Annotated in this window: 29 protein-coding genes and 1 other annotated feature; of the genes, 11 read left to right on the top strand and 18 right to left on the bottom strand. The window is 54.1% G+C overall.

Going from position 1 to position 24,555, the window contains the following annotated elements:
* Nucleotides 1–31 precede the first annotated feature (31 nt).
* Nucleotides 32–156: a sequence feature (Phe leader region), on the bottom strand.
* From pheM to thrS, 5 genes are all read right to left on the bottom strand, one after another.
* Nucleotides 107–151, bottom strand: coding sequence for a pheST operon leader peptide PheM (gene pheM, locus ACZ6J2_RS00525; RefSeq protein ID WP_001386830.1), 45 nt, complete (start codon nucleotides 149–151; stop codon nucleotides 107–109). (Overlaps the previous feature by 45 nt.)
* Nucleotides 157–273: 117 nt before the next feature.
* Nucleotides 274–630 carry a 50S ribosomal protein L20 gene (gene rplT, locus ACZ6J2_RS00520; protein ID WP_000124850.1) on the bottom strand — a complete coding sequence of 119 codons (357 nt, stop codon included), beginning with the start codon at nucleotides 628–630 and terminating at the stop codon, nucleotides 274–276.
* Nucleotides 631–680: 50 nt separating this feature from the next.
* Entirely contained in the window at nucleotides 681–878 is a 198-nt protein-coding gene (rpmI, locus tag ACZ6J2_RS00515) for a 50S ribosomal protein L35 (protein WP_003030583.1), read from the bottom strand.
* Nucleotides 879–975: 97 nt separating this feature from the next.
* Nucleotides 976–1,518: a translation initiation factor IF-3 gene (infC, locus tag ACZ6J2_RS00510; protein ID WP_014069901.1), complete on the bottom strand. Its 543-nt coding sequence runs from the start codon at nucleotides 1,516–1,518 to the stop codon at nucleotides 976–978.
* 3 nt (nucleotides 1,519–1,521) lie between these two features.
* Entirely contained in the window at nucleotides 1,522–3,450 is a 1,929-nt protein-coding gene (thrS, locus tag ACZ6J2_RS00505) for a threonine--tRNA ligase (protein WP_008500657.1), read from the bottom strand.
* Nucleotides 3,451–3,592: 142 nt separating this feature from the next.
* Between thrS and yncL the strand changes: the two genes are divergently transcribed.
* Together yncL and yniD are read left to right on the top strand one after the other, a co-directional pair.
* Nucleotides 3,593–3,865, top strand: a complete 273-nt coding sequence (gene yncL, locus ACZ6J2_RS00500; protein WP_319875770.1) for a stress response membrane protein YncL — start codon at nucleotides 3,593–3,595, stop codon at nucleotides 3,863–3,865.
* Nucleotides 3,866–3,963: 98 nt separating this feature from the next.
* Nucleotides 3,964–4,071, top strand: a complete 108-nt coding sequence (gene yniD, locus ACZ6J2_RS00495) for a small membrane protein YniD (protein ID WP_008500658.1) — start codon at nucleotides 3,964–3,966, stop codon at nucleotides 4,069–4,071.
* A gap of 80 nt (nucleotides 4,072–4,151) precedes the next feature.
* Here the strand turns inward: yniD and ACZ6J2_RS00490 are convergent, their stop codons facing one another.
* Nucleotides 4,152–4,910 carry a DUF481 domain-containing protein gene (locus tag ACZ6J2_RS00490; RefSeq protein ID WP_058840788.1) on the bottom strand — a complete coding sequence of 253 codons (759 nt, stop codon included), beginning with the start codon at nucleotides 4,908–4,910 and terminating at the stop codon, nucleotides 4,152–4,154.
* A 295-nt stretch (nucleotides 4,911–5,205) separates the two neighbouring features.
* On the opposite strand from ACZ6J2_RS00490, the gene pfkB reads away from it, so the two are divergent.
* The 3 genes from pfkB to ACZ6J2_RS00475 all read left to right on the top strand — a co-directional run bounded on the left by pfkB (nucleotide 5,206) and on the right by ACZ6J2_RS00475 (nucleotide 7,501).
* Nucleotides 5,206–6,138 (top strand): 6-phosphofructokinase II, encoded by a 933-nt coding sequence (gene pfkB / locus ACZ6J2_RS00485; protein WP_182071285.1) that lies wholly within the window; start codon nucleotides 5,206–5,208, stop codon nucleotides 6,136–6,138.
* 106 nt (nucleotides 6,139–6,244) lie between these two features.
* Nucleotides 6,245–6,535, top strand: coding sequence for a type V toxin-antitoxin system endoribonuclease antitoxin GhoS (gene ghoS / locus ACZ6J2_RS00480; RefSeq protein WP_471724476.1), 291 nt, complete (start codon nucleotides 6,245–6,247; stop codon nucleotides 6,533–6,535).
* Nucleotides 6,536–6,640: 105 nt separating this feature from the next.
* Nucleotides 6,641–7,501 (top strand): fructosamine kinase family protein, encoded by an 861-nt coding sequence (locus ACZ6J2_RS00475; RefSeq protein ID WP_029740438.1) that lies wholly within the window; start codon nucleotides 6,641–6,643, stop codon nucleotides 7,499–7,501.
* A 36-nt stretch (nucleotides 7,502–7,537) separates the two neighbouring features.
* Here ACZ6J2_RS00475 and ACZ6J2_RS00470 read toward each other — a convergent pair whose 3' ends face one another.
* Nucleotides 7,538–8,074, bottom strand: a complete 537-nt coding sequence (locus ACZ6J2_RS00470; RefSeq protein WP_471724475.1) for a YniB family protein — start codon at nucleotides 8,072–8,074, stop codon at nucleotides 7,538–7,540.
* Nucleotides 8,075–8,222: 148 nt separating this feature from the next.
* On the opposite strand from ACZ6J2_RS00470, the gene hxpB reads away from it, so the two are divergent.
* The 3 genes from hxpB to ACZ6J2_RS00455 all read left to right on the top strand — a co-directional run bounded on the left by hxpB (nucleotide 8,223) and on the right by ACZ6J2_RS00455 (nucleotide 11,105).
* Nucleotides 8,223–8,894, top strand: coding sequence for a hexitol phosphatase HxpB (gene hxpB, locus ACZ6J2_RS00465; protein WP_471724474.1), 672 nt, complete (start codon nucleotides 8,223–8,225; stop codon nucleotides 8,892–8,894).
* 101 nt (nucleotides 8,895–8,995) lie between these two features.
* Complete coding sequence (locus ACZ6J2_RS00460) at nucleotides 8,996–9,586, top strand: metal-dependent hydrolase (protein ID WP_014883483.1); 591 nt, start codon at nucleotides 8,996–8,998, stop codon at nucleotides 9,584–9,586.
* A gap of 127 nt (nucleotides 9,587–9,713) precedes the next feature.
* Nucleotides 9,714–11,105 (top strand): L-cystine transporter, encoded by a 1,392-nt coding sequence (locus tag ACZ6J2_RS00455; protein WP_029740442.1) that lies wholly within the window; start codon nucleotides 9,714–9,716, stop codon nucleotides 11,103–11,105.
* 48 nt (nucleotides 11,106–11,153) lie between these two features.
* Here ACZ6J2_RS00455 and cedA read toward each other — a convergent pair whose 3' ends face one another.
* Nucleotides 11,154–11,510: a cell division activator CedA gene (gene cedA, locus ACZ6J2_RS00450; protein WP_072196682.1), complete on the bottom strand. Its 357-nt coding sequence runs from the start codon at nucleotides 11,508–11,510 to the stop codon at nucleotides 11,154–11,156.
* Nucleotides 11,511–11,596: 86 nt separating this feature from the next.
* Here cedA and katE point away from each other — a divergent pair, with 86 nt between their 5' ends.
* Nucleotides 11,597–13,846 (top strand): catalase HPII, encoded by a 2,250-nt coding sequence (gene katE / locus ACZ6J2_RS00445; protein WP_211437883.1) that lies wholly within the window; start codon nucleotides 11,597–11,599, stop codon nucleotides 13,844–13,846.
* A gap of 102 nt (nucleotides 13,847–13,948) precedes the next feature.
* Here katE and chbG read toward each other — a convergent pair whose 3' ends face one another.
* The 7 genes from chbG to osmE all read right to left on the bottom strand — a co-directional run bounded on the left by chbG (nucleotide 13,949) and on the right by osmE (nucleotide 19,798).
* Nucleotides 13,949–14,698, bottom strand: coding sequence for a chitin disaccharide deacetylase (gene chbG, locus ACZ6J2_RS00440; protein ID WP_471724472.1), 750 nt, complete (start codon nucleotides 14,696–14,698; stop codon nucleotides 13,949–13,951).
* 11 nt (nucleotides 14,699–14,709) lie between these two features.
* Entirely contained in the window at nucleotides 14,710–16,065 is a 1,356-nt protein-coding gene (locus tag ACZ6J2_RS00435) for a 6-phospho-beta-glucosidase (RefSeq protein ID WP_471724471.1), read from the bottom strand.
* Nucleotides 16,066–16,174: 109 nt separating this feature from the next.
* Complete coding sequence (gene chbR / locus ACZ6J2_RS00430; protein ID WP_072034209.1) at nucleotides 16,175–17,017, bottom strand: transcriptional regulator ChbR; 843 nt, start codon at nucleotides 17,015–17,017, stop codon at nucleotides 16,175–16,177.
* Between the two features lie 5 nt (nucleotides 17,018–17,022).
* A complete protein-coding gene (gene chbA / locus ACZ6J2_RS00425) occupies nucleotides 17,023–17,370 on the bottom strand; it encodes a PTS N,N'-diacetylchitobiose transporter subunit IIA (RefSeq protein WP_063142895.1) in 348 nt (115 codons plus the stop codon).
* A gap of 47 nt (nucleotides 17,371–17,417) precedes the next feature.
* A complete protein-coding gene (gene chbC / locus ACZ6J2_RS00420; protein WP_023311283.1) occupies nucleotides 17,418–18,776 on the bottom strand; it encodes a PTS N,N'-diacetylchitobiose transporter subunit IIC in 1,359 nt (452 codons plus the stop codon).
* 79 nt (nucleotides 18,777–18,855) lie between these two features.
* Nucleotides 18,856–19,173, bottom strand: a complete 318-nt coding sequence (gene chbB / locus ACZ6J2_RS00415; RefSeq protein ID WP_008500676.1) for a PTS N,N'-diacetylchitobiose transporter subunit IIB — start codon at nucleotides 19,171–19,173, stop codon at nucleotides 18,856–18,858.
* A gap of 280 nt (nucleotides 19,174–19,453) precedes the next feature.
* Entirely contained in the window at nucleotides 19,454–19,798 is a 345-nt protein-coding gene (osmE, locus tag ACZ6J2_RS00410) for an osmotically-inducible lipoprotein OsmE (protein ID WP_010430142.1), read from the bottom strand.
* Between the two features lie 232 nt (nucleotides 19,799–20,030).
* On the opposite strand from osmE, the gene nadE reads away from it, so the two are divergent.
* Both nadE and cho read left to right on the top strand, forming a co-directional pair.
* Nucleotides 20,031–20,858: an ammonia-dependent NAD(+) synthetase gene (gene nadE, locus ACZ6J2_RS00405; RefSeq protein ID WP_033145265.1), complete on the top strand. Its 828-nt coding sequence runs from the start codon at nucleotides 20,031–20,033 to the stop codon at nucleotides 20,856–20,858.
* Nucleotides 20,859–21,036: 178 nt separating this feature from the next.
* Complete coding sequence (gene cho, locus ACZ6J2_RS00400; protein ID WP_075204792.1) at nucleotides 21,037–21,915, top strand: excinuclease Cho; 879 nt, start codon at nucleotides 21,037–21,039, stop codon at nucleotides 21,913–21,915.
* Here the strand turns inward: cho and ves are convergent.
* The 3 genes from ves to astE form a co-directional block, all read right to left on the bottom strand.
* Complete coding sequence (gene ves, locus ACZ6J2_RS00395) at nucleotides 21,893–22,450, bottom strand: environmental stress-induced protein Ves (RefSeq protein ID WP_471724470.1); 558 nt, start codon at nucleotides 22,448–22,450, stop codon at nucleotides 21,893–21,895. The genes cho and ves overlap by 23 nt on opposite strands.
* A gap of 297 nt (nucleotides 22,451–22,747) precedes the next feature.
* Nucleotides 22,748–23,242 (bottom strand): ATP-independent periplasmic protein-refolding chaperone Spy, encoded by a 495-nt coding sequence (gene spy, locus ACZ6J2_RS00390; protein WP_039262058.1) that lies wholly within the window; start codon nucleotides 23,240–23,242, stop codon nucleotides 22,748–22,750.
* A gap of 338 nt (nucleotides 23,243–23,580) precedes the next feature.
* Complete coding sequence (astE, locus tag ACZ6J2_RS00385; RefSeq protein WP_471724469.1) at nucleotides 23,581–24,546, bottom strand: succinylglutamate desuccinylase; 966 nt, start codon at nucleotides 24,544–24,546, stop codon at nucleotides 23,581–23,583.
* Nucleotides 24,547–24,555: the final 9 nt, after the last annotated feature.

The raw sequence follows: 24,555 nt of genomic DNA, 5'->3' as shown, positions 1-24,555 counted from the left end.
ATTTGGTGGAGTTATTCTCTCAAATTCAGGCACAAAAAAAGCCTCCATCGGGAGGCTTATCTGGCGCTGTTTTTCGTTTCATCTTTCACGCGCTAGCCTCCTGAAATCAGGTGCTAAAGTAAAAGAAGAAGCGGAAAATAGCAGCATTCATGCTTGCGTTACCTTGTCTGGTAAAAACCGTTGAGACCTTATTGAAAAGCCTGGACGGATAAATGTCAATCTTCTGATGGTGTTAAATGAAAAGAGGGAGCAAAGCCCCCTCTCTCAACTGGCTTATGCCAGCGCTGCTTTCGCTTTTTCGACCAGAGCGGTGAACGCTACTTTGTCGAATACTGCGATGTCAGCCAGGATCTTACGGTCGATTTCAACAGAGGCTTTTTTCAGGCCGTTGATGAATTTGCTGTAAGAAATACCGTTCTGACGTGCTGCTGCGTTGATACGCGCAATCCACAGTTGACGGAACTGACGCTTACGCTGACGACGGTCACGGTAAGCGTACTGACCTGCTTTGATAACAGCCTGGAAGGCAACGCGGTAAACGCGTGAACGCGCACCGTAGTAGCCTTTAGCTTGTTTCAAAATTTTCTTGTGACGTGCACGTGCAATTACACCACGTTTTACGCGAGCCATATGTGCTCTCCTGTATCTATATTCTTAGTAAAAAATTAAACGTTAACGGCTTATGCGTACGGCAGGCACGCGATAACCAGACCCAGATCGCCTTTAGAAACGAGGCCTTTTGGACGCAGGTGACGTTTACGCTTAGTAGATTTTTTGGTCAGAATATGACGCAGGTTTGCGTGCTTACGCTTAAATCCACCACCACCGGTTTTTTTGAAGCGCTTAGCAGCACCGCGTACGGTCTTAATTTTTGGCATCTTAATAACTTCCACTTCGCATTGTTAAATAAACGAAACATAGGCGAACAAAACCTATGAAACCCGAAGGCTCCACAGATTTTGCTGCTTGAAGGCCTTACTGTTTCTTCTTAGGAGCGAGCACCATGATCATCTGGCGGCCTTCGATCTTCGTAGGGAAGGATTCGACTACTGCCAGTTCACTCAGATCGTCACGGACGCGGTTAAGCACTTCCATACCAATCTGTTGGTGGGCCATCTCACGACCGCGGAAACGCAGTGTGATCTTGGCCTTATCGCCATCTTCCAGAAAGCGAATCAGGCTGCGGAGTTTTACCTGATAATCGCCATCGTCGGTACCAGGACGGAATTTGATTTCCTTAACCTGGATAACTTTTTGCTTCTTCTTCTGTTCCTTAGAAGACTTACTCTTTTCATAAAGGAACTTGCCGTAGTCCATGATACGACAAACTGGCGGTTCGGCGTTAGGGCTGATTTCAACTAAATCTACTCCAGCTTCTTCAGCTTTTTCGATCGCTTCTCTCAGACTCACAATCCCCAGTGGTTCACCTTCAAGATCTGTTAAGCGAACTTCCTGGGCGCGAATCTCGCCATTGATACGATTCGGACGTGCCGTTTGAACTCGTTTTCCGCCTTTAATACCTTATTCCTCCAGTTGTTGAAGACTGCGGCTGCGAATCTCTTGTTGCAGCTTCTCAATCACTTCACTTACGTCCAGGCTCCCCAGGTCTTTACCACGGCGGGTGCGAACGGCAACTTTGCCTGCTTCCACCTCTTTATCACCACAGACCAACATATACGGGACACGACGTAAAGTGTGCTCGCGGATTTTAAAGCCAATCTTCTCATTTCTCAAGTCTGCTTTTACGCGAATGCCCGCATTTTGTAGTTTCTGCGTCAATTCTTTAACGTAATCCGCCTGAGAATCGGTAATGTTCATCACCACGACCTGCACTGGCGCAAGCCAGGTTGGGAAGAAGCCAGCGAACTCTTCGGTCAGGATGCCGATGAAGCGCTCCAGAGAACCGAGAATTGCACGGTGAATCATTACCGGTACCTGACGCTCGTTGTCTTCGCCAACATAAGAGGCGCTTAAACGCTGCGGCAGGGAGAAGTCCAGCTGTACAGTACCGCACTGCCATGCGCGATCGAGGCAGTCATACAGGGTAAATTCAATTTTCGGACCGTAGAATGCGCCCTCGCCCAGCTGGTATTCGAACGGAATGCCGTTCTCTTCCAGCGCCACGGCGAGATCCGCTTCTGCGCGATCCCATGTCTCATCGCTGCCGATACGTTTTTCCGGACGCGTTGAGAGTTTGACGACGATCTTCTCGAAGCCAAAGGTGCTGTACATATCGTAGACCATACGAATACAGGCGTTAACTTCGTCACGGACCTGATCTTCAGTACAGAAGATATGCGCATCATCCTGAGTAAAGCCACGAACACGCATCAGACCGTGCAGCGCACCTGATGGCTCGTTACGATGGCAGCTACCGAACTCCGCCATACGCAGCGGCAGGTCGCGGTAGGATTTCAGACCCTGGTTGAAGATCTGAACGTGGCCCGGGCAGTTCATTGGCTTGATGCAGTATTCACGGTTCTCAGACGAGGTGGTGAACATCGCATCTTTGTAGTTGTCCCAGTGGCCGGTTTTTTCCCACAGCACACGGTCCATCATGAACGGGCCTTTCACTTCCTGATATTGGTACTCTTTCAGCTTGGAGCGTACGAAAGTTTCCAGTTCACGGAAGATGGTCCAGCCGTCGTTATGCCAGAACACCATGCCCGGCGCTTCTTCCTGCATGTGGTACAGGTCAAGCTGCTTACCGATTTTACGGTGGTCACGCTTCGCCGCCTCTTCCAGGCGCAGCAGGTACGCGTTCAGGGCTTTTTTATCAGCCCACGCGGTACCATAGATACGCTGCAACATCTTGTTGTTGCTGTCGCCACGCCAGTAGGCGCCTGCGATCTTCATCAGCTTAAAGTGATGACAGAAGCGCATGTTCGGCACGTGCGGTCCACGGCACATGTCGACGTATTCTTCGTGATGGTACAAGCCAGGCTTGTCATCATGCGAAATGTTTTCGTCAAGAATAGAGACCTTGTAGCTCTCGCCGCGCTTCACGAAGGTTTCACGCGCTTCGTGCCAGCTGACTTTCTTCTTGATGACGTCATAGTTCGTTTCGGCGAGCTCGTGCATGCGTTTTTCGAGCGCGTCGATATCTTCCTGAGTCAGGGTGTGGTCAAGATCAACGTCGTAGTAGAAACCATTGTCGATAACCGGACCGATCGCCATTTTGGTGTTTGGCCACAGCTGTTTGATAGCATGGCCTAACAGGTGCGCGCAGGAGTGACGAATGATCTCCAGACCTTCTTCGTCTTTCGCGGTGATGATTGCAAGCGTCGCATCGTTTTCGATCAGATCGGAAGCATCCACCAGCTCACCGTTAACGCGGCCAGCGATAGTCGCTTTCGCGAGGCCAGGACCAATGTCCAGGGCAACATCCATTGGGCTAACAGCACGGTCGAAATGGCGTTGGCTGCCATCAGGAAGAGTAATTACAGGCATTTTATATCCTTATTTGCAGTGATGCCCCACACATAAGAGCATATACAAAGAAAATAATCGTGATTTGACAATAGATTACGACACCATCTGACCAACAATCGTCAAATTGGTTCGTCATCATTCACCTGCCGAATTCAGATTAATGTGGATTTACGGCAAGCGACGTAATGTTAACACTAACGGCAAGGAGATTGCACCCTCTGCGGCCAGATTGATGGGCTGGCGCTTTCGCACGAATTTGCAGGTTGCTTCTCCCCTGCGCTCGCATTTCAAAGATGCTGGGCTACTCTTGAACAGGTCTTTAAACCCAAAGGTGCATACCATGAACGTATCCAGTAGAACGGTTGTGATATTGAACATCCTTTCCGCCACAGGTTTATTGTTGATTCTCGCCGAACGATTCCACTGGTTCTGAGCCGAACCTTGCGCTGGCATAACCCAATCGTTCCTGAGAAGGGGCATATTTCGGCCCTGTTTGGTAGACTGGGGACATCAACCAACAAGGATTAGGTTATGCCAACTAAACGATTTGCCGTAAAACACTGGAAAATGGTGCTGGTGCTGATTGCCATCTGCGGCGCAATGCTGCTACTCCGTTGGGCGGCAATGATTTGGGGCTAGGGGCGAAGACAAGTCATCAGAAGGGACGTCTAAAGACCGCAGACAATAAACGGGCCGACATCGTCATCGGCCCGCTTTTATTACATTCTATAACCCAGTGAAACCGTGGTTCTGCGGTCGGTATGATCCGGTGCAGATTCTGGTGGTGAAGAGTTCCAGGTCACGTTGTAGGCGACTTTCAGGCCAAAGTGTTCGTTGATAGCCACGTTCAGCGCCGTCTCAGAGTTCAGCGTCGTATCGTCGGCACCAAATACAGAAACACCCTGGGTAAATTTGGTGTTGTCAGTCATCTGCCAGGCATAGGTACCGGAAGCGTAACCGAGCGGTTGGGTTTTGGTATCGCCATTGGTGTACTCGTCATAACGCACACCCGGACCGAATTCAAAACGGAAGCTGTGTACCGGACCGTTCAGGAACTGGCGACCATAACCGGCGGTGAATACATCGCGCTGGCGATAACCGTTATAACGGTCGGTTAACCAGCTTGCCTGACCAAACAGGTAGTCATAGTCGGTCATGTTGTAACGGCTACGTCCACCTACCGCATACTTCTCGGAAGAACGTTCGTCGTTAGCGGAAGTGTTGCTGGCATTACCCCACAGAGACCAGGCGGTGGTGTTGCCGTACCAGGTGAGCGTACTGTCCGCCGTCAGAGAAGAGCTTTTCGTGTTACCGGATTGTGCCAGGTATCCGGCGTTCAGGTTACCTTCAAACGGTTTTTTCGCGGAGGAAGGATCGTCCATGACAGTAAAAACGGTATCATCAGCGGTCGCGTTCATAGCCGCAAACACGCCACCCGCCAGCATCAGTGCAGCGGGCACTGTCTTTAAAAGCTTCATTTTATTAAGTAGTCCGTACAACAAAAAAAGAGACCACACGGTCCCGGAATCTTTCTTGAGGATCAATGACAAGGCGTCCAGAGAAAGGTAACAAATTATAAAAAGCCGCAAATAACATAGCAATGTTTTCTTATTTCATTTTTTGAATAAGAACGATCCCAAAAAGCGTTTTATTTTATATATCCCCCGCCTCACTTTTCGTCAGTATTCATATTTAAAATCATACTGTTATTTACATTGCCTTCCTGACAAATGGTGCCAGGCTAATAAGAACCCATGCTAAAAGGAGGTAATGATGGTTTCTATTTATACTCTGACGCTCTCCCCTTCCCTGGATTCCGCCACCCTGACGCCGCAGATTTACCCGGAAGGTAAATTGCGGTGCAGCGCCCCGGTCTTTGAGCCCGGCGGCGGCGGGATCAACGTGGCGCGCGCCATTACACACCTCGGCGGCAAAGCCACGGCAATTTTCCCCGCAGGCGGTGCCACCGGTGAACACCTGGTCTCTCTGCTGGCCGATGAACAGGTGGCCGTTGAAACCGTTGAGGCCAAAGACTGGACGCGGCAAAACCTGCATGTCCACGTAGAATCAAGCGGCGAGCAGTACCGTTTTGTCATGCCGGGCGCGAAACTCAGCGATGACGAGTTTCGTCAGCTTGAAGAGAAAGTGCTGACGATAGAAAGCGGCGCGCTGCTGGTGGTAAGCGGCAGCCTGCCGCCCGGCGTAAGCCCGGAAAAATTAACGGCGCTGATTCAGGCCGCGCAGCAGCGCGGCATCCGCTGCATTGTCGACAGCAGCGGCGAGGCCCTGCAGGCGGCCCTGGTGCCGGGCAATCTGGAGCTGGTCAAACCCAACCAGAAAGAGTTAAGCGCGCTGGTCAACCGCGAACTGACGCAGCCTGATGATGTGCGCACCGCCGCGCAGGAGCTGGTGCGAAGCGGAAAAGCGCGGCGCGTAGTCGTCTCCCTTGGCCCTCAGGGGGCGCTGGCAGTCGATGAATCGTCATCCGTTCAGGTTGTCCCACCGCCGATGAAGAGCCAGAGCACGGTTGGCGCGGGCGATAGCATGGTGGGTGCGATGACGCTAAAACTGGCGCAGGGCGCCTCTCTGCTCGAGATGACCCGCTACGGCGTGGCGGCGGGTAGCGCCGCCACCATCAACCAGGGCACGCGTCTCTGTTCGCTTGCCGATACGCAAAAAATCGTCGATTACCTGTCCCGAAATTAACCCCTGTTCCCCTTCGTCTTTACGGAGGGGAAGGTCGTCTCTGAGTCGCCAAACGCAAACTATCGACTATGCTAAGAAAACTTCCATGATAACAATGAGGTGAATTATGAGCAGTGGTGACATCACACGCTACGTCGTGACCATCAACCTTCATGAAGCATCGCTGACCGAGCTGAATGAGCTCAACAATGCTTTCACCCGGGCTAATTTTCTCCTCACGCTGACGGATGACGAGGGCAATATTCATGATTTAGGCACCCTGACATTTGGTCTTATCGGCGCCCTGAACCAGGAAGAGGTTCATGCGCTGGCCGCCAGTCTGGTGGAGAGCGTGACCGACAAGCCTGCCGAAATTGACGTGGATACCTGGGAAAGCTGGCGGAAAAAAGAACAATAAGTGCGCTGTATGAATTTAAACCGCTCAGGTGTGCGTTAGTTCGTATTTTTTTACCGCAGTTATGCGCTAACTTTATGATCTGGCAGACAACATGGGAGAGACAACATGTGGCAGGCTATCAGTCATCTTTTACGTGAGCAGCTGGGTGAAGGTGAAATTGAACTGCGTAACGAACTGCCAGGCGGTGAGATCCACGCCGCGTGGCATTTACGCTACGCTGGGCGCGATCTCTTCGTTAAATGCGATGAGCGAGAGCTGCTTCCAATATTTACCGCCGAAGCCGACCAGCTGGAGCTGTTGTCCCGCAGTAAAACGGTCACGGTCCCGCAGGTTCTGGCCGTGGGGAGCGACCGCGACTACAGCTTCCTGGTGATGGAATATCTCCCCGCCCGCCCGCTGGATGCCCATAATGCGTTCATCCTTGGCCAACAGTTGGCGCGCCTGCATCAATGGAGCGACCAGCCGCAGTTTGGTCTCGACTTTGACAACGATCTCTCCACCACGCCACAGCCCAATGCCTGGCAGCGTCGCTGGTCGACATTTTTTGCCGAGCAGCGCATTGGCTGGCAGCTAGAGCTAGCCGCCGAGAAAGGGCTGGAATTTGGCAATATCGACGCCATCGTCGAGCACGTTCAACAGCGTCTGGCATCCCACCAGCCTCAGGCGTCTCTGCTTCACGGCGATTTGTGGTCCAATAACTGCGCGCTGGGTCCCAACGGCCCGTACATCTTTGACCCGGCCTGCTACTGGGGTGACAGAGAGTGCGATCTTGCCATGCTGCCGCTTCATCCTGAGCAGCCGCCGCAAATATACGACGGATACCAGTCTGTTTCTCCCCTGCCGCCCGGTTTCCTCGACCGCCAGCCGGTGTATCAGCTTTATACGCTGATGAACCGTGCCATTCTTTTTGGCGGAGAACACCTTGTTAACGCGCAGCGGGCACTCGAGCGTATGCTTGCCGCCTGAGAAGATAACGGGTGGCCTTGCCGCCACCCTTATCGCTTACAGAAAACCGAGCAGTGAGAAGAAGAAGTATCCCGCCGCAATGATAATCACGGGAAGGATATAGAGCGGGAAAATTTGCAGGAAAATGGTGTGACGCGGCACAACGATGCGGGATTCAATCTGCTCCCGACTCATTCCTTCCGGGCCTTTGGCCTGCTCCAGAATCAACTGATCCTCAACGCCTTCGCGTAAAAAGCGCGTCTGGCGACTCATTCTCGCGCCAGAGGCCTGTAATGCCAGCGCGACAAAGATCAGGGCATATATCACCCAAAAGCCGATATTCAGCTGTTGATGAAAATCCGGGGTGGGTGAGTTAAACCAGAAGACATTCAAAAATGGCGTATTAAAACGCATCATCTCAATCATGACATGAGCGAAATCAAGCATTACCGCATTGATACCCGGCTGTTTTTCGCTGTGGTCGTACATAAATTTGAGTACAGAAATCAGCGTAGAAATGACGGCAGGAATAAAAATCACCCAGCCAGCAATACGTTTTAAGACCGCAATGCGTCCAGCTTGTTGATACGTCATCAGTTCCTCTTCATAAAGACGCGTTATTTGTGCCTAAGTCTACCTGCTGGTCATCAATTTCGCCCGCTCTTTAAAAGCAATATGCTAAATTGCAGAGTGTGCTTAGCACGTATCGTCTGTCGAACACCCTGGATAAGGAGACGTTGTGATGTCGACACCGCGCCAAATTCTTGCCGCAATTTTTGACATGGATGGATTACTGATCGATTCCGAACCGCTGTGGGATCGCGCCGAACTGGACGTTATGGCCAGCCTGGGCGTGGATATCAGCCGCCGTAATGAACTTCCCGATACGCTGGGCCTGCGCATCGATATGGTGGTTGACCTGTGGTTTGCCCAACAGCCGTGGGTGGGTCCCGGTCGCGATGAGGTGACCGCACGCATTATCAGCCGCGCCATTTCGCTGGTGGAAGAGAACAGGCCGCTGCTGCCCGGCGTACGTGAGGCCGTTGCGCTGTGTAAAGCCCAGGGGCTGAAGGTTGGCCTGGCCTCGGCTTCGCCGCTGCATATGCTGGAAAAAGTGCTCACGATGTTTGAACTGCGCGACAGTTTCGACGCGCTGGCGTCCGCTGAAAAATTGCCTTACAGCAAGCCGCACCCGCAGGTCTATCTGGACTGCGCCGCAAAGCTGGGCCTGGATCCCCTCAACTGCGTTGCGCTGGAAGATTCCGTTAACGGTATGGTGGCGTCGAAGGCTGCGCGGATGCGCTCCATTGTGGTGCCCGCTGAAGAAGGCCGTCACGATCCCCGGTTTGCTCTTGCCGATGTGAAGCTTAATTCACTGGCAGAACTCACGGCGCATCATCTGCACGGAGGTTAACGCCCTCCTCCGGTTTGTGACAAACAGTTACACCGTCACCTCTTCCGCCTACTGTATAAAAACCCTATACTGTATGAATTGACAGTTTTGTGGGTTTTATCATGACGGCGGAAGGCCACCTGCTTTTTTCTATTGCGTGCGCGGTATTTGCCAAAAACGCTGAACTCACCCCCGTGCTGGCACAGGGGGACTGGTGGCATATTGTCCCTTCCGCCGTATTGACCTGTCTGCTGCCCGACATTGACCACCCCAAATCTTTCCTCGGACAACGCCTGAAGTGGGTGTCGAAACCCATCGCCCGCGCGTTCGGACACCGGGGTTTCACGCACAGCCTGCTGGCCGTGTTTGGCCTGCTGACGCTTTTCTATTTGAAGGTGCCCGAAAGCTGGATAGTCCCCGCCGATGCCATCCAGGGGATGGTGCTGGGCTATTTAAGCCATATTCTCGCCGATATGCTGACGCCTGCGGGCGTGCCGCTGCTTTGGCCCTGCCGCTGGCGTTTCCGTTTTCCGATCCTCGCACCGCAGAAAGGTAACCAGCTTGAGCGCGTATTGTGCATGGCGCTGTTTGCTTACGCCGTCTGGATGCCGCAAACATTGCCCGAAAACAGTGCAGTTCGCTGGTCATCCCAGATGATTAATTCGCTGCAATTTCAGTTCAATCGCTTTATTCATCACCAGATTGAACAGTAAACCAACAAAATTATCCCATTTGTCATAAACCATTCCATTTGGATATAAGCGCTACATCACACTTCTGCTAACCTTCCGCCAACAGGATCGGTAAAAACCGACCCAATAATAAATCAGGAGAACGGGGATGAATTTTCCACTCATCGCGAACGTCGTTGTGTTCGTTGTACTGCTATTGCTTCTCGCGCAGGCGCGCCACAAACAGTGGAGCCTGGCGAAAAAAGTGCTGGTTGGTCTGGCCATGGGTGTCGTATTTGGTCTGGCATTACAGGCAATTTATGGCTCCGATAATCCAGTTCTGAAAGACTCTATTCAGTGGTTCAACATCGTCGGTAACGGCTATGTTCAGCTGCTGCAGATGATCGTTATGCCGCTGGTATTCGCCTCTATTCTGAGCGCCGTTGCCCGCCTGCATAACGCGACCCAGCTGGGAAAAATCAGCTTCCTGACCATTGGTACGCTGCTGTTCACCACGCTGATTGCCGCGCTGGTGGGTGTGCTGGTCACCAACCTGTTTGGCCTGACCGCAGAAGGTCTGGTTCAGGGTACCGCTGAAACGGCGCGTCTTACCGCGATTCAAACCAACTACGTTGGTAAAGTGGCAGACCTGACCGTGCCGCAGATGGTGCTCTCCTTCATTCCGAAGAACCCGTTTGCTGACCTGACCGGTGCGAGCCCAACCTCGATCATCAGCGTGGTTATTTTCGCCGCGTTCCTGGGCGTAGCGGCGCTGAAGCTGCTGAAAGACGACGCGCCTAAAGGCGAACGCGTGCTGACCGCGATTGATACCCTGCAAAGCTGGGTGATGAAGCTGGTGCGTCTGGTGATGCAGCTGACGCCTTACGGCGTGCTGGCGCTGATGACCAAAGTGGTTGCCGGCTCTAACCTGCAGGACATCATCAAGCTGGGCAGCTTCGTTGTCGCCTCTTATCTGGGTCTGGGCATTATGTTTGTGGTGCACGGCATCCTGCTGGGCGTAAACGGCGTCAGCCCGCTGAAATACTTCCGTAAAGTCTGGCCGGTGCTGACCTTTGCCTTCACCAGCCGTTCCAGCGCCGCGTCTATTCCGCTGAACGTTGAAGCGCAAACCCGTCGTCTGGGCGTGCCTGAATCCATCGCCAGCTTCTCTGCCTCCTTTGGTGCCACCATTGGTCAAAACGGCTGTGCGGGTCTGTACCCGGCGATGCTGGCGGTGATGGTTGCGCCAACCGTGGGTATCAACCCGCTGGATCCGGTTTGGATTGCCACGCTGGTCGGGATTGTTACCATAAGCTCCGCAGGCGTTGCGGGTGTTGGCGGCGGTGCAACCTTCGCCGCGCTGATTGTGCTGCCTGCGCTGGGCCTGCCCGTGACGCTGGTCGCGCTGCTGATCTCCGTTGAGCCGCTGATCGACATGGGCCGTACCGCGCTGAACGTGAGCGGCTCCATGACCGCCGGTACGCTGACCAGCCAGTGGCTGAAGCAAACCGACAAAGCGATTCTGGAAAGTGAAGACGACGCCGAGCTGGCGCACCGTTAATCACTTTAGAAATAAAAAAACCGCCTGATGGCGGTTTTTTTATGGCTGTTATTCTTCAACCTCTTCATCCTGGCGGATCTGCATCGCCCACCGCTGCGCCGATTCCGGCACCGTAAACGTGGGTGAACGACGGAAGTGTTCGCCGATCAGCACAAAGGCCACATATTTCCCCCGCAGCTGCCAGACATCGCGAAAACCCTCCACTTTCAGGGCATGGTCAGGCGGCGCGGGCTCAACGCGGGGCACATAGCTAATAACCTGGCGGTTTTGTTGACGAAGAGGTTTCATAAGCGACTGGTTCACTAAAGCAAATTCTTGAAGCAGGAAAATTCTATGATAGCCGATCCTGCTGCCTTCCGTCGCGCCCCGAGTGGGCGAGAAGGCTCCTTTCGTCAATGACGGCATGTGAAAACTCTTAGTTCGCGAGCCATCTCGCGACATTGTTCTATCCTTAATAGGGTTTTTAGCAATGGATAAAGGAGAAGCGTGCAATGTCGAACAAAGATAAAACACATCAATCACCGATTCATGGCACTGAGGAATCTCAACCGGGTATGGACTCTCTCGCCCCTGCTGACGGATCTCACCGCCCCTCCCCTGGCCCCTCTGCACCGGGCGAACAGCCTACCGCACCGGGAAGCATGAAATCGCCGGAGACGGGAAACGAGAAGCTGAAATCACTTGAGCCGCACCGCAAAGGCGGCGAAGGTTTTGCGCTGACCACCAATCAGGGCGTGCGCATTGCTGACGATCAGAACTCCCTTCGCGCAGGCGCGCGCGGGCCAACCCTGCTGGAAGATTTTATCCTGCGGGAAAAAATCACCCATTTCGACCACGAGCGGATACCGGAACGCATCGTCCACGCGCGAGGTTCAGCTGCGCACGGCTACTTCCAGCCCTATAAGAGCCTGAAAGCGATCACCAAAGCGGATTTCCTCTCCGACCCGGACAAAATCACTCCGGTATTTGTGCGCTTCTCCACCGTGCAGGGCGGCGCGGGTTCGGCAGATACCGTCCGGGATATCCGCGGCTTTGCCACCAAGTTTTATACCGAAGAGGGTATTTTCGATCTGGTGGGCAATAACACCCCGGTGTTCTTCATTCAGGACGCGCACAAATTTCCTGACTTTGTCCATGCGGTAAAACCGGAGCCCCACTGGGCCATACCGCAGGGACAAAGCGCGCACGACACCTTCTGGGACTATGTCTCCCTGCAGCCTGAAACCTTACACAACGTAATGTGGGCGATGTCAGACCGCGGTATTCCGCGCAGCTATCGCACCATGGAAGGCTTTGGCATCCATACCTTCCGACTGATCAACGCCGAGGGTAAAGCCACGTTTGTCCGTTTCCACTGGAAGCCGGTGGCGGGTAAAGCCTCGCTGGTGTGGGACGAGGCGCAGAAGCTGACCGGGCGCGACCCGGACTTCCACCGCCGCGAGCTGTGGGAGTCCATCGAAGCGGGCGACTTCCCGGAGTACGAGCTGGGCCTGCAGCTCATTCCGGAAGAGGACGAATTTAAGTTCGATTTCGACCTGCTTGACCCGACGAAGCTGATCCCGGAAGAGCTGGTGCCGGTACAGCTGGTGGGCAAAATGGTGCTCAACCGCAACCCGGATAACTTCTTTGCCGAAAACGAACAGGCCGCGTTCCACCCAGGGCATATCGTGCCGGGGCTGGACTTCACCAACGATCCGCTCCTGCAGGGTCGTTTGTTCTCGTATACCGATACGCAGATCAGCCGTCTGGGCGGGCCGAACTTCCACGAAATTCCGATTAACCGCCCAACCTGCCCGTACCACAATTTCCAGCGCGACGGGATGCACCGTCAGGATATTGATACCAATCCGGCGAACTATGAGCCGAACTCCATCAACGATAACTGGCCGCGCGAAACGCCTCCGGCGCCGAAACGCGGTGGATTCGAATCGTACCAGGAGCGTATCGACGGCAACAAAATTCGCGAGCGCAGCCCGTCGTTCGGCGAGTATTACGCCCACCCTCGCCTGTTCTGGAACAGCCAGACGCCGATTGAGCAGCAGCACATTATCGGCGGCTTCAGCTTTGAGCTGAGCAAAGTGGTGCGTACCTACATCCGCGAGCGGGTGGTCGATCAGCTGGCGCGCATTGATATTCAACTCGCCCAGAGCGTTGCGGATAACCTGGGCATTACGCTGACCGACGAGCAGCGCAACCTTGCCCCGCCGAAAGAGGTTAACGGCGTGAAGAAAGATCCGTCGCTGAGCCTGTATGCCGTGCCGGGTGGCTCGATTAAAGGCCGCGTGGTCGCCATCCTGCTGAACGACAAAACCCGCGCCAGCGACGTGCTGGGGATCATGCAGGCGCTGAAGACCCAGGGCGTGCATGCGAAACTGCTTTATTCCCGCATGGGGGAAGTGACCGCCGATGACGGCTCCGTGCTGCCGGTGGCGGCGACCTTTGCCGGGGCGCCATCGCTGACCGTCGATGCGGTGATTGTGCCGTGCGGGGATATTGACAGCCTGCTAAACAACGGTGACGCGGTGTATTATCTGCTGGAAGCCTATAAGCACCTGAAACCGATCGCGCTGTCCGGCGACGCGCGACGGTTTAAGGCGCAGCTGAAGGTGGCCGATCAGGGTGAGGACGGTATTGTCGAGGGCGACAACGTTGACGATGCCTTTATGACGAAGCTGTTTGATTTGCTCGCCGCGCACCGCGTCTGGTCGCGCAGCAGTAAGATTGACCAAATCCCGGCGTAAAAAATACCCTCACCCCACCCCTCTCCCACGGGAGAGGGAGAAAACAATAAAAACGGTAACCCAGGTTACCGTTTTGCTTTTACCTCGCCACCGGGCTGTATCTCAAAGATCCCCGAACGTCCCCAACCGATACCCGCGCTCGGCAATCGCGTATTTCAGCGACGGCGACGTCAACACGTCCAGCTCCGCCAGGCGCGGCCAGCAGTAGGCGCTTTTCCGCACGGTGTTATCGACAAAAGCAGGGTGCGCCATGACCTCCAGCGACTTTTCCCCCCGCGCGGCGGAATCATCCAGCACCTTCAGGAACAGCGCTTCGTCGATCTCGTCGCCGTAAAATGCGCTGCTGAACCCCTCTGTGGTTGTCACGGCGCAGTCCGGCACGCCGCGCGCCTCCCGATCCACGCGCATCGCCACGCCTTTGCGCTGAGCAAACTCCGCGACAATCGGGAAAATCGCCGGGATCATATGCACGTGGTGATGGCTGTCGATGTGCGTCGGCGCCTTACCAAACACATCAACAAAGCGGTTGAACTGGCACTCCAGCTCGCGGGCAATCTCTTCGAGCGGCAGGGCATCCTGCTCCGCCAGTTCCCAAATCCATTTGCCCAGCTGGCCGTCGCGCGTCAGGCCCGGCATTGGCGAAAGCGGCATCCCGAGCGTCAGCACAAAATGCATGCCGACGCCCAGCTCCGGCACCTCGCGGCTCAGCTGCGCCGCGTGTTCAACCGCCTCACCATTCACCAGTGCCGTGGCAGAGGTCACAACCCCCCGGCGACAGGCTTCAATAATGCCGTAGTTTTGGCCTTTCGAGAGGCCAAAATCATCGGCATTAACGATCAGCAGGTTTTCCATTGTGCGTCCTCTTAGTGGTGTTTGAACTTCAGCTTCTCGATCGTGGCGGCAAAGTTCGGCAACCATTTTTCATGCGCCAGAATCATCTCACTGGCCAGCTGCTCCGCATCGCGGTCGGAATGCACCAGCGGGCTGAGGTTCAGCGCCAGAAGCACGTCATTGAGCTCGCCGCTCAGCGCCGCGTTGCTTGCCGCTACTTCAAAGCCTTTGATGGTGTGGATCAGGCCCATGACCTTATCATCGAAGTGGGTGATGCGTGGATGCGGTTTAGCGCCATCGCGTCCCAGGATGCAGGTCATCTCAACCGCCCAGTCCGCAGGGATATTGTCGATATGGCCGTGGTGCGGCACGTTGACATAGTGCTCCGCCTGCTTATCGTTGTAGATGGCGTTAATCACCTCGCACGCCGCATCGGAGTAGTAGGCCCCGCCGCGCTGCTCCAGCTCTTTCGGTTTAACGTTCAGGTTCGGATCTTTATACAAATCGAACAGCTGCTTCTCGACTTTCTGAACAATCTGCGCGCGCGCGCCGCCCTTATAGTACTCGCCCATTTCGATGGCCAGCATCTCTTTCTGCTTGAAGTAGTAAAGCAGGTACGAGCACGGCAGCAGGTTCAGCGAGCGGATCAGCCCTTCGCTGAACGGCAGGTCAAAGATGTTTTTCACGGAGGCCGCCGTCAGGCGCCCGGAAGCCACGCCGTCCAGCAGTTCGGCAAAGCGCGATTTTCCGTTCACGATAACGTCTTTAATGAACACCATGTGGTTCAGGCCGAACAGGTCGATGGAGAGATCGTCGCCGTCGGTCAGCGCCAGCACGTCGCGGATAAACATATTCATACCGATCGGAATATTGCAGACGCCGATAAAGCGTTTGAAACCGGTATGACGATAGACCGCCTCGGTCACCATCCCGGCCGGGTTGGTGAAGTTAATCACCCACGCGTTCGGGCAGATCTCCTGCACGTCTTTGACGATATCGAAAATGACCGGGATGGTACGCAGGCCTTTGAACAGGCCGCCCGCGCCGTTGGTCTCCTGACCGAGATAGCCGTGGCTCAGCGGAATACGCTCGTCCAGCTCGCGTGCTTTCAGCTGGCCCACGCGCAGCTGGGTGGTGACGAAATCTGCATCTTTCAGCGCCAGACGGCGGTCCAGGGTTTTATGCACGGTCAGAGGCACGCCCGCTTTCTCCACCATGCGCTTGCACAGGTCGAAAATAATATTCAGCTTTTCCTGACCTTCCTCAACGTCCACCAGCCATAATTCGCTGACCGGTAATTCATGATAACGTTTCAGGAAACCTTCAAGTAATTCCGGGGTATAGCTGCTGCCGCCACCAATGGTTACGACTTTTAATTTCTTTTGCATAATATCTCCCTTAGCGTATCAGGTTAATCGCCTGCAAGGTATAGCGTACTCTTCCCGCTATTTGGGCAAGCCATTAAAGAAATATTTGTGGCGGGTAATCCGCCGAAAGTTAATTAATTACCGTTAAATTTTTCCGGTAACTGTTCGGTGTGAATGAAGTCAATTTCTTAAAGGTCTTAATAAACAGGCTGGGACTGCTGTATCCTGACTCGTACGCAATATCGGTAACAGAGTAGTTGGTAATTTCCAGCTGTTTCTTCGCAAAATTAATGCGGATTTCATTAATAATTTGCACGGGTGTTTTACGATAATAGCGCTGCGTCGCACGGGTCAGATATTCCTGGGATTTCCCCGACAGGGACACCATATTTTCCAGCGCATTTTCGCTGAACTGGCCTTTATCGTGCATCAGCTCAACGGTGCCGCGCAGCCACTGAGGAATATCATCCGTCACCTGCTGCTCTTCACGATGGTGGCGCAGCCGGTTCATCACGTAGAAGGTCACCGTTTCAATAAACTCATCAAATTCATTGTCGCGGAAGTTAAGCGAGGCGATAACCGTTTCAATCCAGGTCATAAACTCGTTTTTGACCCGATAAACCTGGGAGGCCACGAAGCAGAACGGCACCAGCGGCAGATAGTGCTTCTCAAAGAAGCGTCTGCTGACGCCCACATTCAGAATACGGGTGGCACCAAATTCGTAAAAGCTCTGGTGATAAGACCCCATCGGCAAGAAGACAAAATCCCCTCGCTCAAGCAGGACGCGCTTACCGTTGATCTCCTGGTAGTAGCGGCCGGTCAGAACAATCGTGAATTCGTAGTAGTCATGCTGGTGCAGACCGCTGGCGCTCTCCGTTTTGTTGTAGATAACCACGTGAAAATTTTTGCCGTTAAACAGCTGCTGTTCAAGTGCGGTTTTAATTTCCATCGTGCTGACCTCCTGCTGCGAAATTCGACTTAGTGCATTTTCTCGTGAAGCTCAATGAGCTCCGCCACCAGCTCACGCGCCAGCATCGAGGTCATCAGGTGATCCTGCGCGTGGACGAGTACCAGGCTGACCTTCATCTTCCCTTCGCCCTGGTCGCTTTCAATCAGCTTTGTCTGCACCAGGTGCGCTTCGTTGAGCGCCGTGCGGGACTGTTCCATCATGGTTTTCGCGGCGGCGAAATCCCCCTGCTTGGCCTGCTTCAGTGCGGCATAGGCCAGGCTGCGGGCCTGTCCGGAGTTGATGATAAGCCCCATCACCACTTCTTCGAGATCGTTCTCGACGGCTTCGTCTGCGACAATACTATCCAAATCTAACATGTTTAAGCTCCTTGTGGCTGGCGCAGGCTTCCCCGCGCCGGTCAATCTTAGAATTTCAGTGAGAGGGCAATATCCTCTTCGCTCTCTTCTTCATCAATAATGGTGGCGGCTTTGTTGGCAATCGCCACGAACGGCATGTACAGCAGGGTGGCAATCCCAAGGTTGAATATCGCCAGCAGGAAGGCCGCGACGCTGCCGTTGGTGTTGAAGAAGGCGCCCAGGCCCGCCGGCATGGTCCACGGTGCAATGTTGGTGACCGGAGGAATGATGCCCATGTAATACGCCGTCAGGGTGATCGCGGCCAGCAGCGGCTGAATCAGGATGAACGGAATGAACATTACCGGGTTCATGATGATTGGCAGACCGAACAGAATCGGTTCGTTAATCTGGAAGATGCCTGATGGCAGCGCCAGCTTCGCGACCTGACGGTAGTCAGCACGACGAGAGACAATAAAGACCGCGATGATCAGACCCAAGGTCGCCCCGGTACCGCCCAGGAAGATATAGGAGTCAAGCATCGGCTTCGCCCACACATGGAAGGTTTTACCCGCTGCCAGCGCCGCGTCAACGGAGCCGTACTGTTGGTAAAGCGCAACGTTTTCCAGTGCCCAGGGGGTCATAATCCCGCTGTCCAGCGCGGCCAGTGCCAGTGAACCATGCACGCCAAAGAACCACAGCAGAGAGGTGAAAATCACATACGCCCAACCGACCACGCCACCCATCGACGCCAGCGGCGTAGAGATAGAGTCCATGATGATCTGGTGGAAGTTTGTGCCCCAGTGGGAGAGCGCCCAGGCGATAATTCCCATGATGGAGAGAATAATGAAGCCTGGAATCAACGCGGAAAATGAACGAGATACGGAAGCCGGTACGCTATCCGGCAGGCGGATAACCCAGTTGCGACGGATAATAAAGGTGAACATTTCTGCCACCACCAGGCCGATAACAATACCGGAGATGATATTGGCCCCACCCAGCCAGTTGGCGCCAACGGCATAGGCTTCACCCACGCTGTATGGCGTCACGGTCATAAAAGCGGCGACGGATAATAACCCGGCAGCCAGCGGATCCACTTTACGCTCTTCTGCCAGCGCCATCCCAATAAAGAAAGGCGCCATCAGCGACATAATCCCCAACGTACCGTTATAGACGTTGCCGCCGATGGCTTTAAAACCATTAAGGGTTTCAATAGTGGAAGCGTCTAACCGAATTCCTAATGAATAAAAGAAGGAACCTTCACCAAAGCTCAGAAAAACGTTGTTAATTAAAACGAACATGGCCCCGGCCAGCGTCAACGGCATTAATTTAATAAAGCCGTTTTTGATGGCGTTAACGTGAGGCTGCTTTCCTATTTTAACAGCAAAAGGAAGGAGTACCTTTTCAAGTGAAGCGATGACTTTACTCATAGGAAAATACCCTTAAATGCCGTAACGCATGTTACGGCGTATTGTGTGTGAAATAACTCTTTGACGGGAAAAATAAAAATTAATTAGCAGCTTTTTTAATTGCTGCGACAGCAGCTTTAAGAACACCTAAACCATCAATCTTGCCGTACAGCCCCGAGTCGATCACTTCGACCGGTTTATTCGGTAACAGTCGTTGAATTTCGGGCAACATATAGGCAATTTGCGGCCCCAGTAAAACGACATCGGCTGTCTGGCCTTTTTCGCCCGCCAGCGTCTCTGGGAACGCTTCAATCACCACAGGGACTTCATACTTTTCAGCCTGCGCACGCATCTTTGACACCAGAAGCGACGTAGACATGCCCGCTGAGCAGAACAGGTAGATATGTTTCTTTTCCATCGTGATTTCCCTCTTGTATGACTACCTGCCATCGCGCTATCACTCGACTCGCTGTCCCGGCAGACAGGTAGCTTGCGTACTGTTGTTTATCGTTGGAGTGAGTATACGCAATGGTACAGACAGGGGATAATTCTGGATAGACTAAAATTGTCTCTCATTGACCTGGCTTATTGACTCCCTTCACATTTCGGGCAAATAATTCGCGCAAAGAAATAAGATTTTCTGATGCATAAAAAAACCGGCCCATGGCCGGTTTGTTAACATCCTCAGGCAAGCAGGGTTACTGCGCCTTAGGTGCCTGCGGATCGGTGTCGTATTCAGCACAGGTCTGATAGCCGGAGTTGATCACATGACCGGTATCATCCAGGGCGACGAAGTAGGTTTCTGCCTTACCATCACGTTGACCCAGGATATAGGTCTGGCAGGTCCCCTTCGCATGAATCATGGTCACTTCAGAAGAAGGTTTACCGGCAATCGCAGCCACCTGCGAACGGGTCATGCCTTTTTTAACGTCTTTTACTACGGGCTGCGTAAACTGATCCTTAGTGCGATCGTAAGCCGTACACCCTGCCAGCATAGTCAGTACCGCCGCTGCGCTAAGAATTCCTGCTACGTTCTTGTTCATATTCCGTCCTCTTGTTTATCAGCGTGTTATCTAAGCATGGGATAAAAAGTACTATTGTTCAACTTTGTGAGTTAAGCCAGACGAATTTCGGAAAATTCTAATAAAACAACGATAACCTGCTAAATCGGCGCAAATTAGCGCACTCGAAACTGTGATCCTTGTCGTTTCTCGCCCAAAGGGTTAGTTTTAACAGCTAACACATTCTGTTTATGTACTGCATATGGAGGGCGTGATGGCTCTGCAACAAGAGATTATTCAGGCACTGGGCGCGAAGCCTACGGTAGATGCACATGAAGAGATCCGCCGCAGCGTGGATTTTTTAAAATCGTACTTAAAAAAGAACGCTTTCCTGAAATCCCTGGTGCTGGGCATCAGCGGCGGCCAGGACTCTACCCTGACCGGTAAACTCTGCCAGATGGCGATTTCAGAGCTTCGCGAAGAGACGGGCGATGAGAAACTGCAGTTTATCGCGGTGCGTCTTCCTTATGGCGTGCAGGCGGACGAGCAGGATTGCCAGGATGCCATTGCCTTCATTCAGCCTGACCGCGTGCTGACCGTGAATATTAAGGGCTCGGTGCTGGCAAGCGAGCAGGCGCTTCGCGAAGCGGGCATTGAGCTGAGCGATTTTGTCCGCGGCAATGAGAAAGCCCGCGAGCGCATGAAAGCGCAGTATAGCATCGCCGGGATGACCAAAGGCGTTGTGGTCGGCACCGACCATGCGGCAGAAGCGATCACCGGTTTCTTCACCAAATACGGCGACGGCGGCACCGACATTAACCCTATCTTCCGTCTCAACAAGCGTCAGGGTAAGCAGCTGCTTGCCGCGCTGGGGTGTCCTGAGCATCTGTATAAAAAAGCACCGACAGCGGACCTTGAAGACGATCGCCCTTCCCTGCCGGATGAAGCGGCCCTTGGCGTCACCTATGACAACATTGATGACTATCTGGAAGGCAAAAAGCTGGATGAACGGACCGCGAAAATCATCGAGGGCTGGTATCTGAAAACCGAGCACAAGCGCCACACGCCCATTACGGTGTTTGACGACTTCTGGAAAAAATAAAGCAAAGCGGTAACCAGGTTACCGCTTTTAATGTTTGCGCCCTCTCCCGTGGGAGAGGGTTGGGGTGAGGGCATCAAGCCGCACGTCCTGGCCGGGTAAGGCGTAGACGCCACCCGGCTCTTTTTTAACCACCACACTCCTGCTACACTGTATACCTGAACAGTATATGGAGCAGTATGTGAGCAGGCGTCAATCCGCCCCGCGTCTTGAGTTTGAAGCGGCGGCTATCTACGAATATCCCGAGCACCTTCGCCCCTGGCTTGAGGCGCTGCCTAAACAGCCGGGCGTGTACATCTTTCACGGTGAAAGCGACACCCTGCCGCTCTATATCGGCAAGAGCGTTAACATTCGCAGTCGGGTGTTATCCCATCTCCGTACGCCGGACGAGGCCGCCATGCTGCGCCAGTCGCGACGCATTACCTGGTTCCAGACGGCGGGAGAAATGGGCGCGCTGCTGCTGGAGGCGCGGTTGATAAAAGAACAACAGCCGCTGTTCAATAAGCGCCTGCGCCGCAACCGTCAGCTCTGCTCCCTGCAGATAAACGATGGCAGGCCGCAGGTCGTCTACGCGCGCGACGTCGATTTTTCTCATGCCCCGAATCTTTATGGGCTATTCGCCAATAAACGCGCCGCGCTCCAGGCGCTGCAGACGCTGGCGGACGATTTACAGCTTTGCTACAGCCTTTTAGGTCTGGAGGCTACCACCCGCGGACGCGCCTGTTTTCGATCCGCGCTGAAGCGCTGCGCCGGTGCGTGCTGCGGGAAAGAGAGCGTTGAGGCGCATCACGCCCGGCTTCTCACCGGTCTGGCGGCCATCAGCGTGAACTGCTGGCCCTGGGAAAGCGCCGTTGCGCTAAAAGAAGTGGGCGAGGCCATGACCCAGTATCACATCGTCAACAACTGGCTCTGGCTGGGCGCCGTCGACGACATCAACGACGCGGCAACCCTGCTGCGCACGCCCGCCGGATTTGACCACGATGGCTACAAAATTCTCTGTAAACCGGTCCTGGCAGGAAAGTTTGAGATCATTGTGCTCAATGACCCGGCAGCCACGTGATTTCGCTGAACAATAAGGTGCCCTGAGCCTTCAGCAGACGCAGCGTATGGGTACCCTCCTCCCAGCTGGCACCCTGATCTGCCGTCAGCAATTTATCGCCCAGCTGCCACGCCCCGCTTAGCACGAACACCACGCCCCCGCGTGAGCCAAAGGTGGTGAAGGTTCGGTCAGCAACGCGCACCTTCGCCCGGCAGCAGTCGCGCCGGGTCATGATGTTAAAGTCCATCGCCATCCGCCCATCGGACAGCAGCGCTTTTACCGGCAGATCGCCGGCAAAACTGTAGGGCTGATGATGCTTGAGGGTATGGGAGAACGCCTGACCCGCATCCAGCGTCACCTCTCCCCCTTCCAGCAAGGTAATCACCCGGTCAACACCGGGAAACGAGGAGAATTCGCCGTTGCTGGCAATCGTCGCGATACTGGCGCGCCAGTGAAAATCGCGCGTCGCGGGAGGGAAGCAGCAAATCTCACGCGTTTCGCCAGCACCATTGCGCCAGAGGCTGACCGGCATCTTACGGATATCAAAGAACTCCATCACCACTCCTGAATGGCACAACCCGTGCCAGGGCAAGGATATCGCTATCGTTGCTGTCTTGTTTGTTATCGTTGGGTATTCACAGAAACAGTATCGGCAGCAGAGCGGGCAGGCCTTAGCGGAACGTTAATAAAAATTCTAACGCCATGACTCTGCAAACATTCTCTGAAGCGACTACAGGAGGATACCGCGCTGGCGGCGGCAGGCAAGAGGGCAGGAAAGAAAAACCGCCGGTCCTGTCCACAGCGGTTGCGCTTTTGTGGACAGGATCCCGGCGGTCTTAAGAGTGTGAACCGATTATTCGGTTGGTGCTGGCATTTTACCTTCCATCGCCGGACGTTCTGTCAGACGCTTCTCAAAATTCGCATTAAATTGTTTTTTCTGTTCCGGGGTCAGAATGTTGTAGATCTTGTTCTGGGTTTCCATGTGAGCCAGCATGCGGGCTTTGTGCTGCTCGGCCATTTTGTCGATCTGCGCTTCGGCTTTCGCCTTATCGAAGCTGTCGCTGGCGATGATGTCATGCATCGCACGGCGCTCTTCAAGCGGAGGACGTTTCATCTGGTCGCGTTCGCCTTTTCTGATGTCGCGGATCTGCTGCTTCTGCGCATCCGTCAGGTTGAGATCCTTAAACATCATCATCTCGTTGTGCATACCCGGACCTTTATGATGCATCATCATTTTGCCTTCAGCAGGCGCGGTAGGTGCAGTGGTCGCAGTATCTGCGGCGAACGCCATGCTGGTAGCGCCCAGAGCCAGGGTAGAAGCAACAAACAGTGCAGTAAACTTACGCATAATTTATTTCCTTTCTTTCAGTTATTCTTCGGCGCTATGCCGTGTTGACGAGATTAACTTTACGGGGTTTATCGTCAATTAGTCAGAGCAACGGTAAAACAATGAAAGTGTAAAAAACAAATTTTCGCCAAATGTGGAGGAAATAAGGATAAAGCGTGGAGAGTTGCAACAAAAAATATTTAACAGGATGATTTTAAAGAGATTAAGCAGAAGTATAGCGAAGTGAAGATCAATAATAAAGCAATTCACCAGGAATATTCTGCAAAACAAGCGCAAGCGCTTTAATCGTTAAGAAAAGTTTTTTACTTCCCCCACCCGGATGATGGGAGGGGAAAGGTTCAGGATATTTTTTCCAGCATCAGCCCGGCCCGCAGGCCAAACGCGACGGTGGGGTTAGGAAATAATACATACTCGGTGGTGTTCTGCACCTCGTAACGTTCCTCGCCATCCTCAGCCAGCAGCGCCCCTTTGCGGAACGGGGTGAAGTTCAGGGTGTGCGCGGCCATATGGAGCTGGAAGGCATCGCTGCGGCGCGTGATCTGCTGTACGACCCGATACCGCTCAACGGGCTGATGCGCGTGCTCGGGAGCCGTACCGCCCAGCAGCGCCCGAAGGGCGAGATGCGTAGGCGCAAAGCGGGTCAGATCGTTCTGGCCGAACGGCAGCGCTTTTCCCAGTTCCAGCGTGCAGGACAGCGCAGCGAAACGTTCACAGGTGAAATGGGTGAACGTTCCGCCCGGCGACTGATGAAATACCAGCGCCTCCAGACCGGCGTCACCCAGCCAGCTCAGGAACGCTTCATCCCACGGCTGACTGCGCTGCGGCAGAACGCCGAAGCGAACGTGGTAGGACGCGCGGATTGCCGTATGCAGATCCAGATGCCAGCGCCCCGGCCCCGCGACGGCAAAAAACGCGGTGACGACGTTTTCCAGCCACTCGGCCCGCGCCGTTTCATCGCTCTGCGGAAACTGCGACCAGCGGCCGCCAAACATGCGGTTAATGTCGCTCACCAGATACCGTTTGTTTTGCGCCAGCGCAGGGGGATTGCCGAGCACCACCAGCACGCGGCACTTCAGGGCGATCTCATTGCGGTACAGCGCACGCAGCAGCAGATCGACAATCTCGACGGGCGCGGTTTCATTCCCGTGGATACCCGTTGAAAGCAGCAGCGAGAGATCGCTTTTTACGGTCGGCGTCAGCTCAAGCACCCCTCGCCCCAGCCACCGCCAGCGAAATGAGGGGCCGTCCCCCTCTTTCTGTTCCGGCGTCTCATCGGCCAGGGTCAGCGCCAGTAAATTTTCCATATCCACTCC

The organism is Enterobacter sp. E14S, assembly GCF_055666685.1.
Note: the sequence above shows the minus strand (reverse complement) of the source record. Positions and strands in the feature narration are given on the sequence as shown.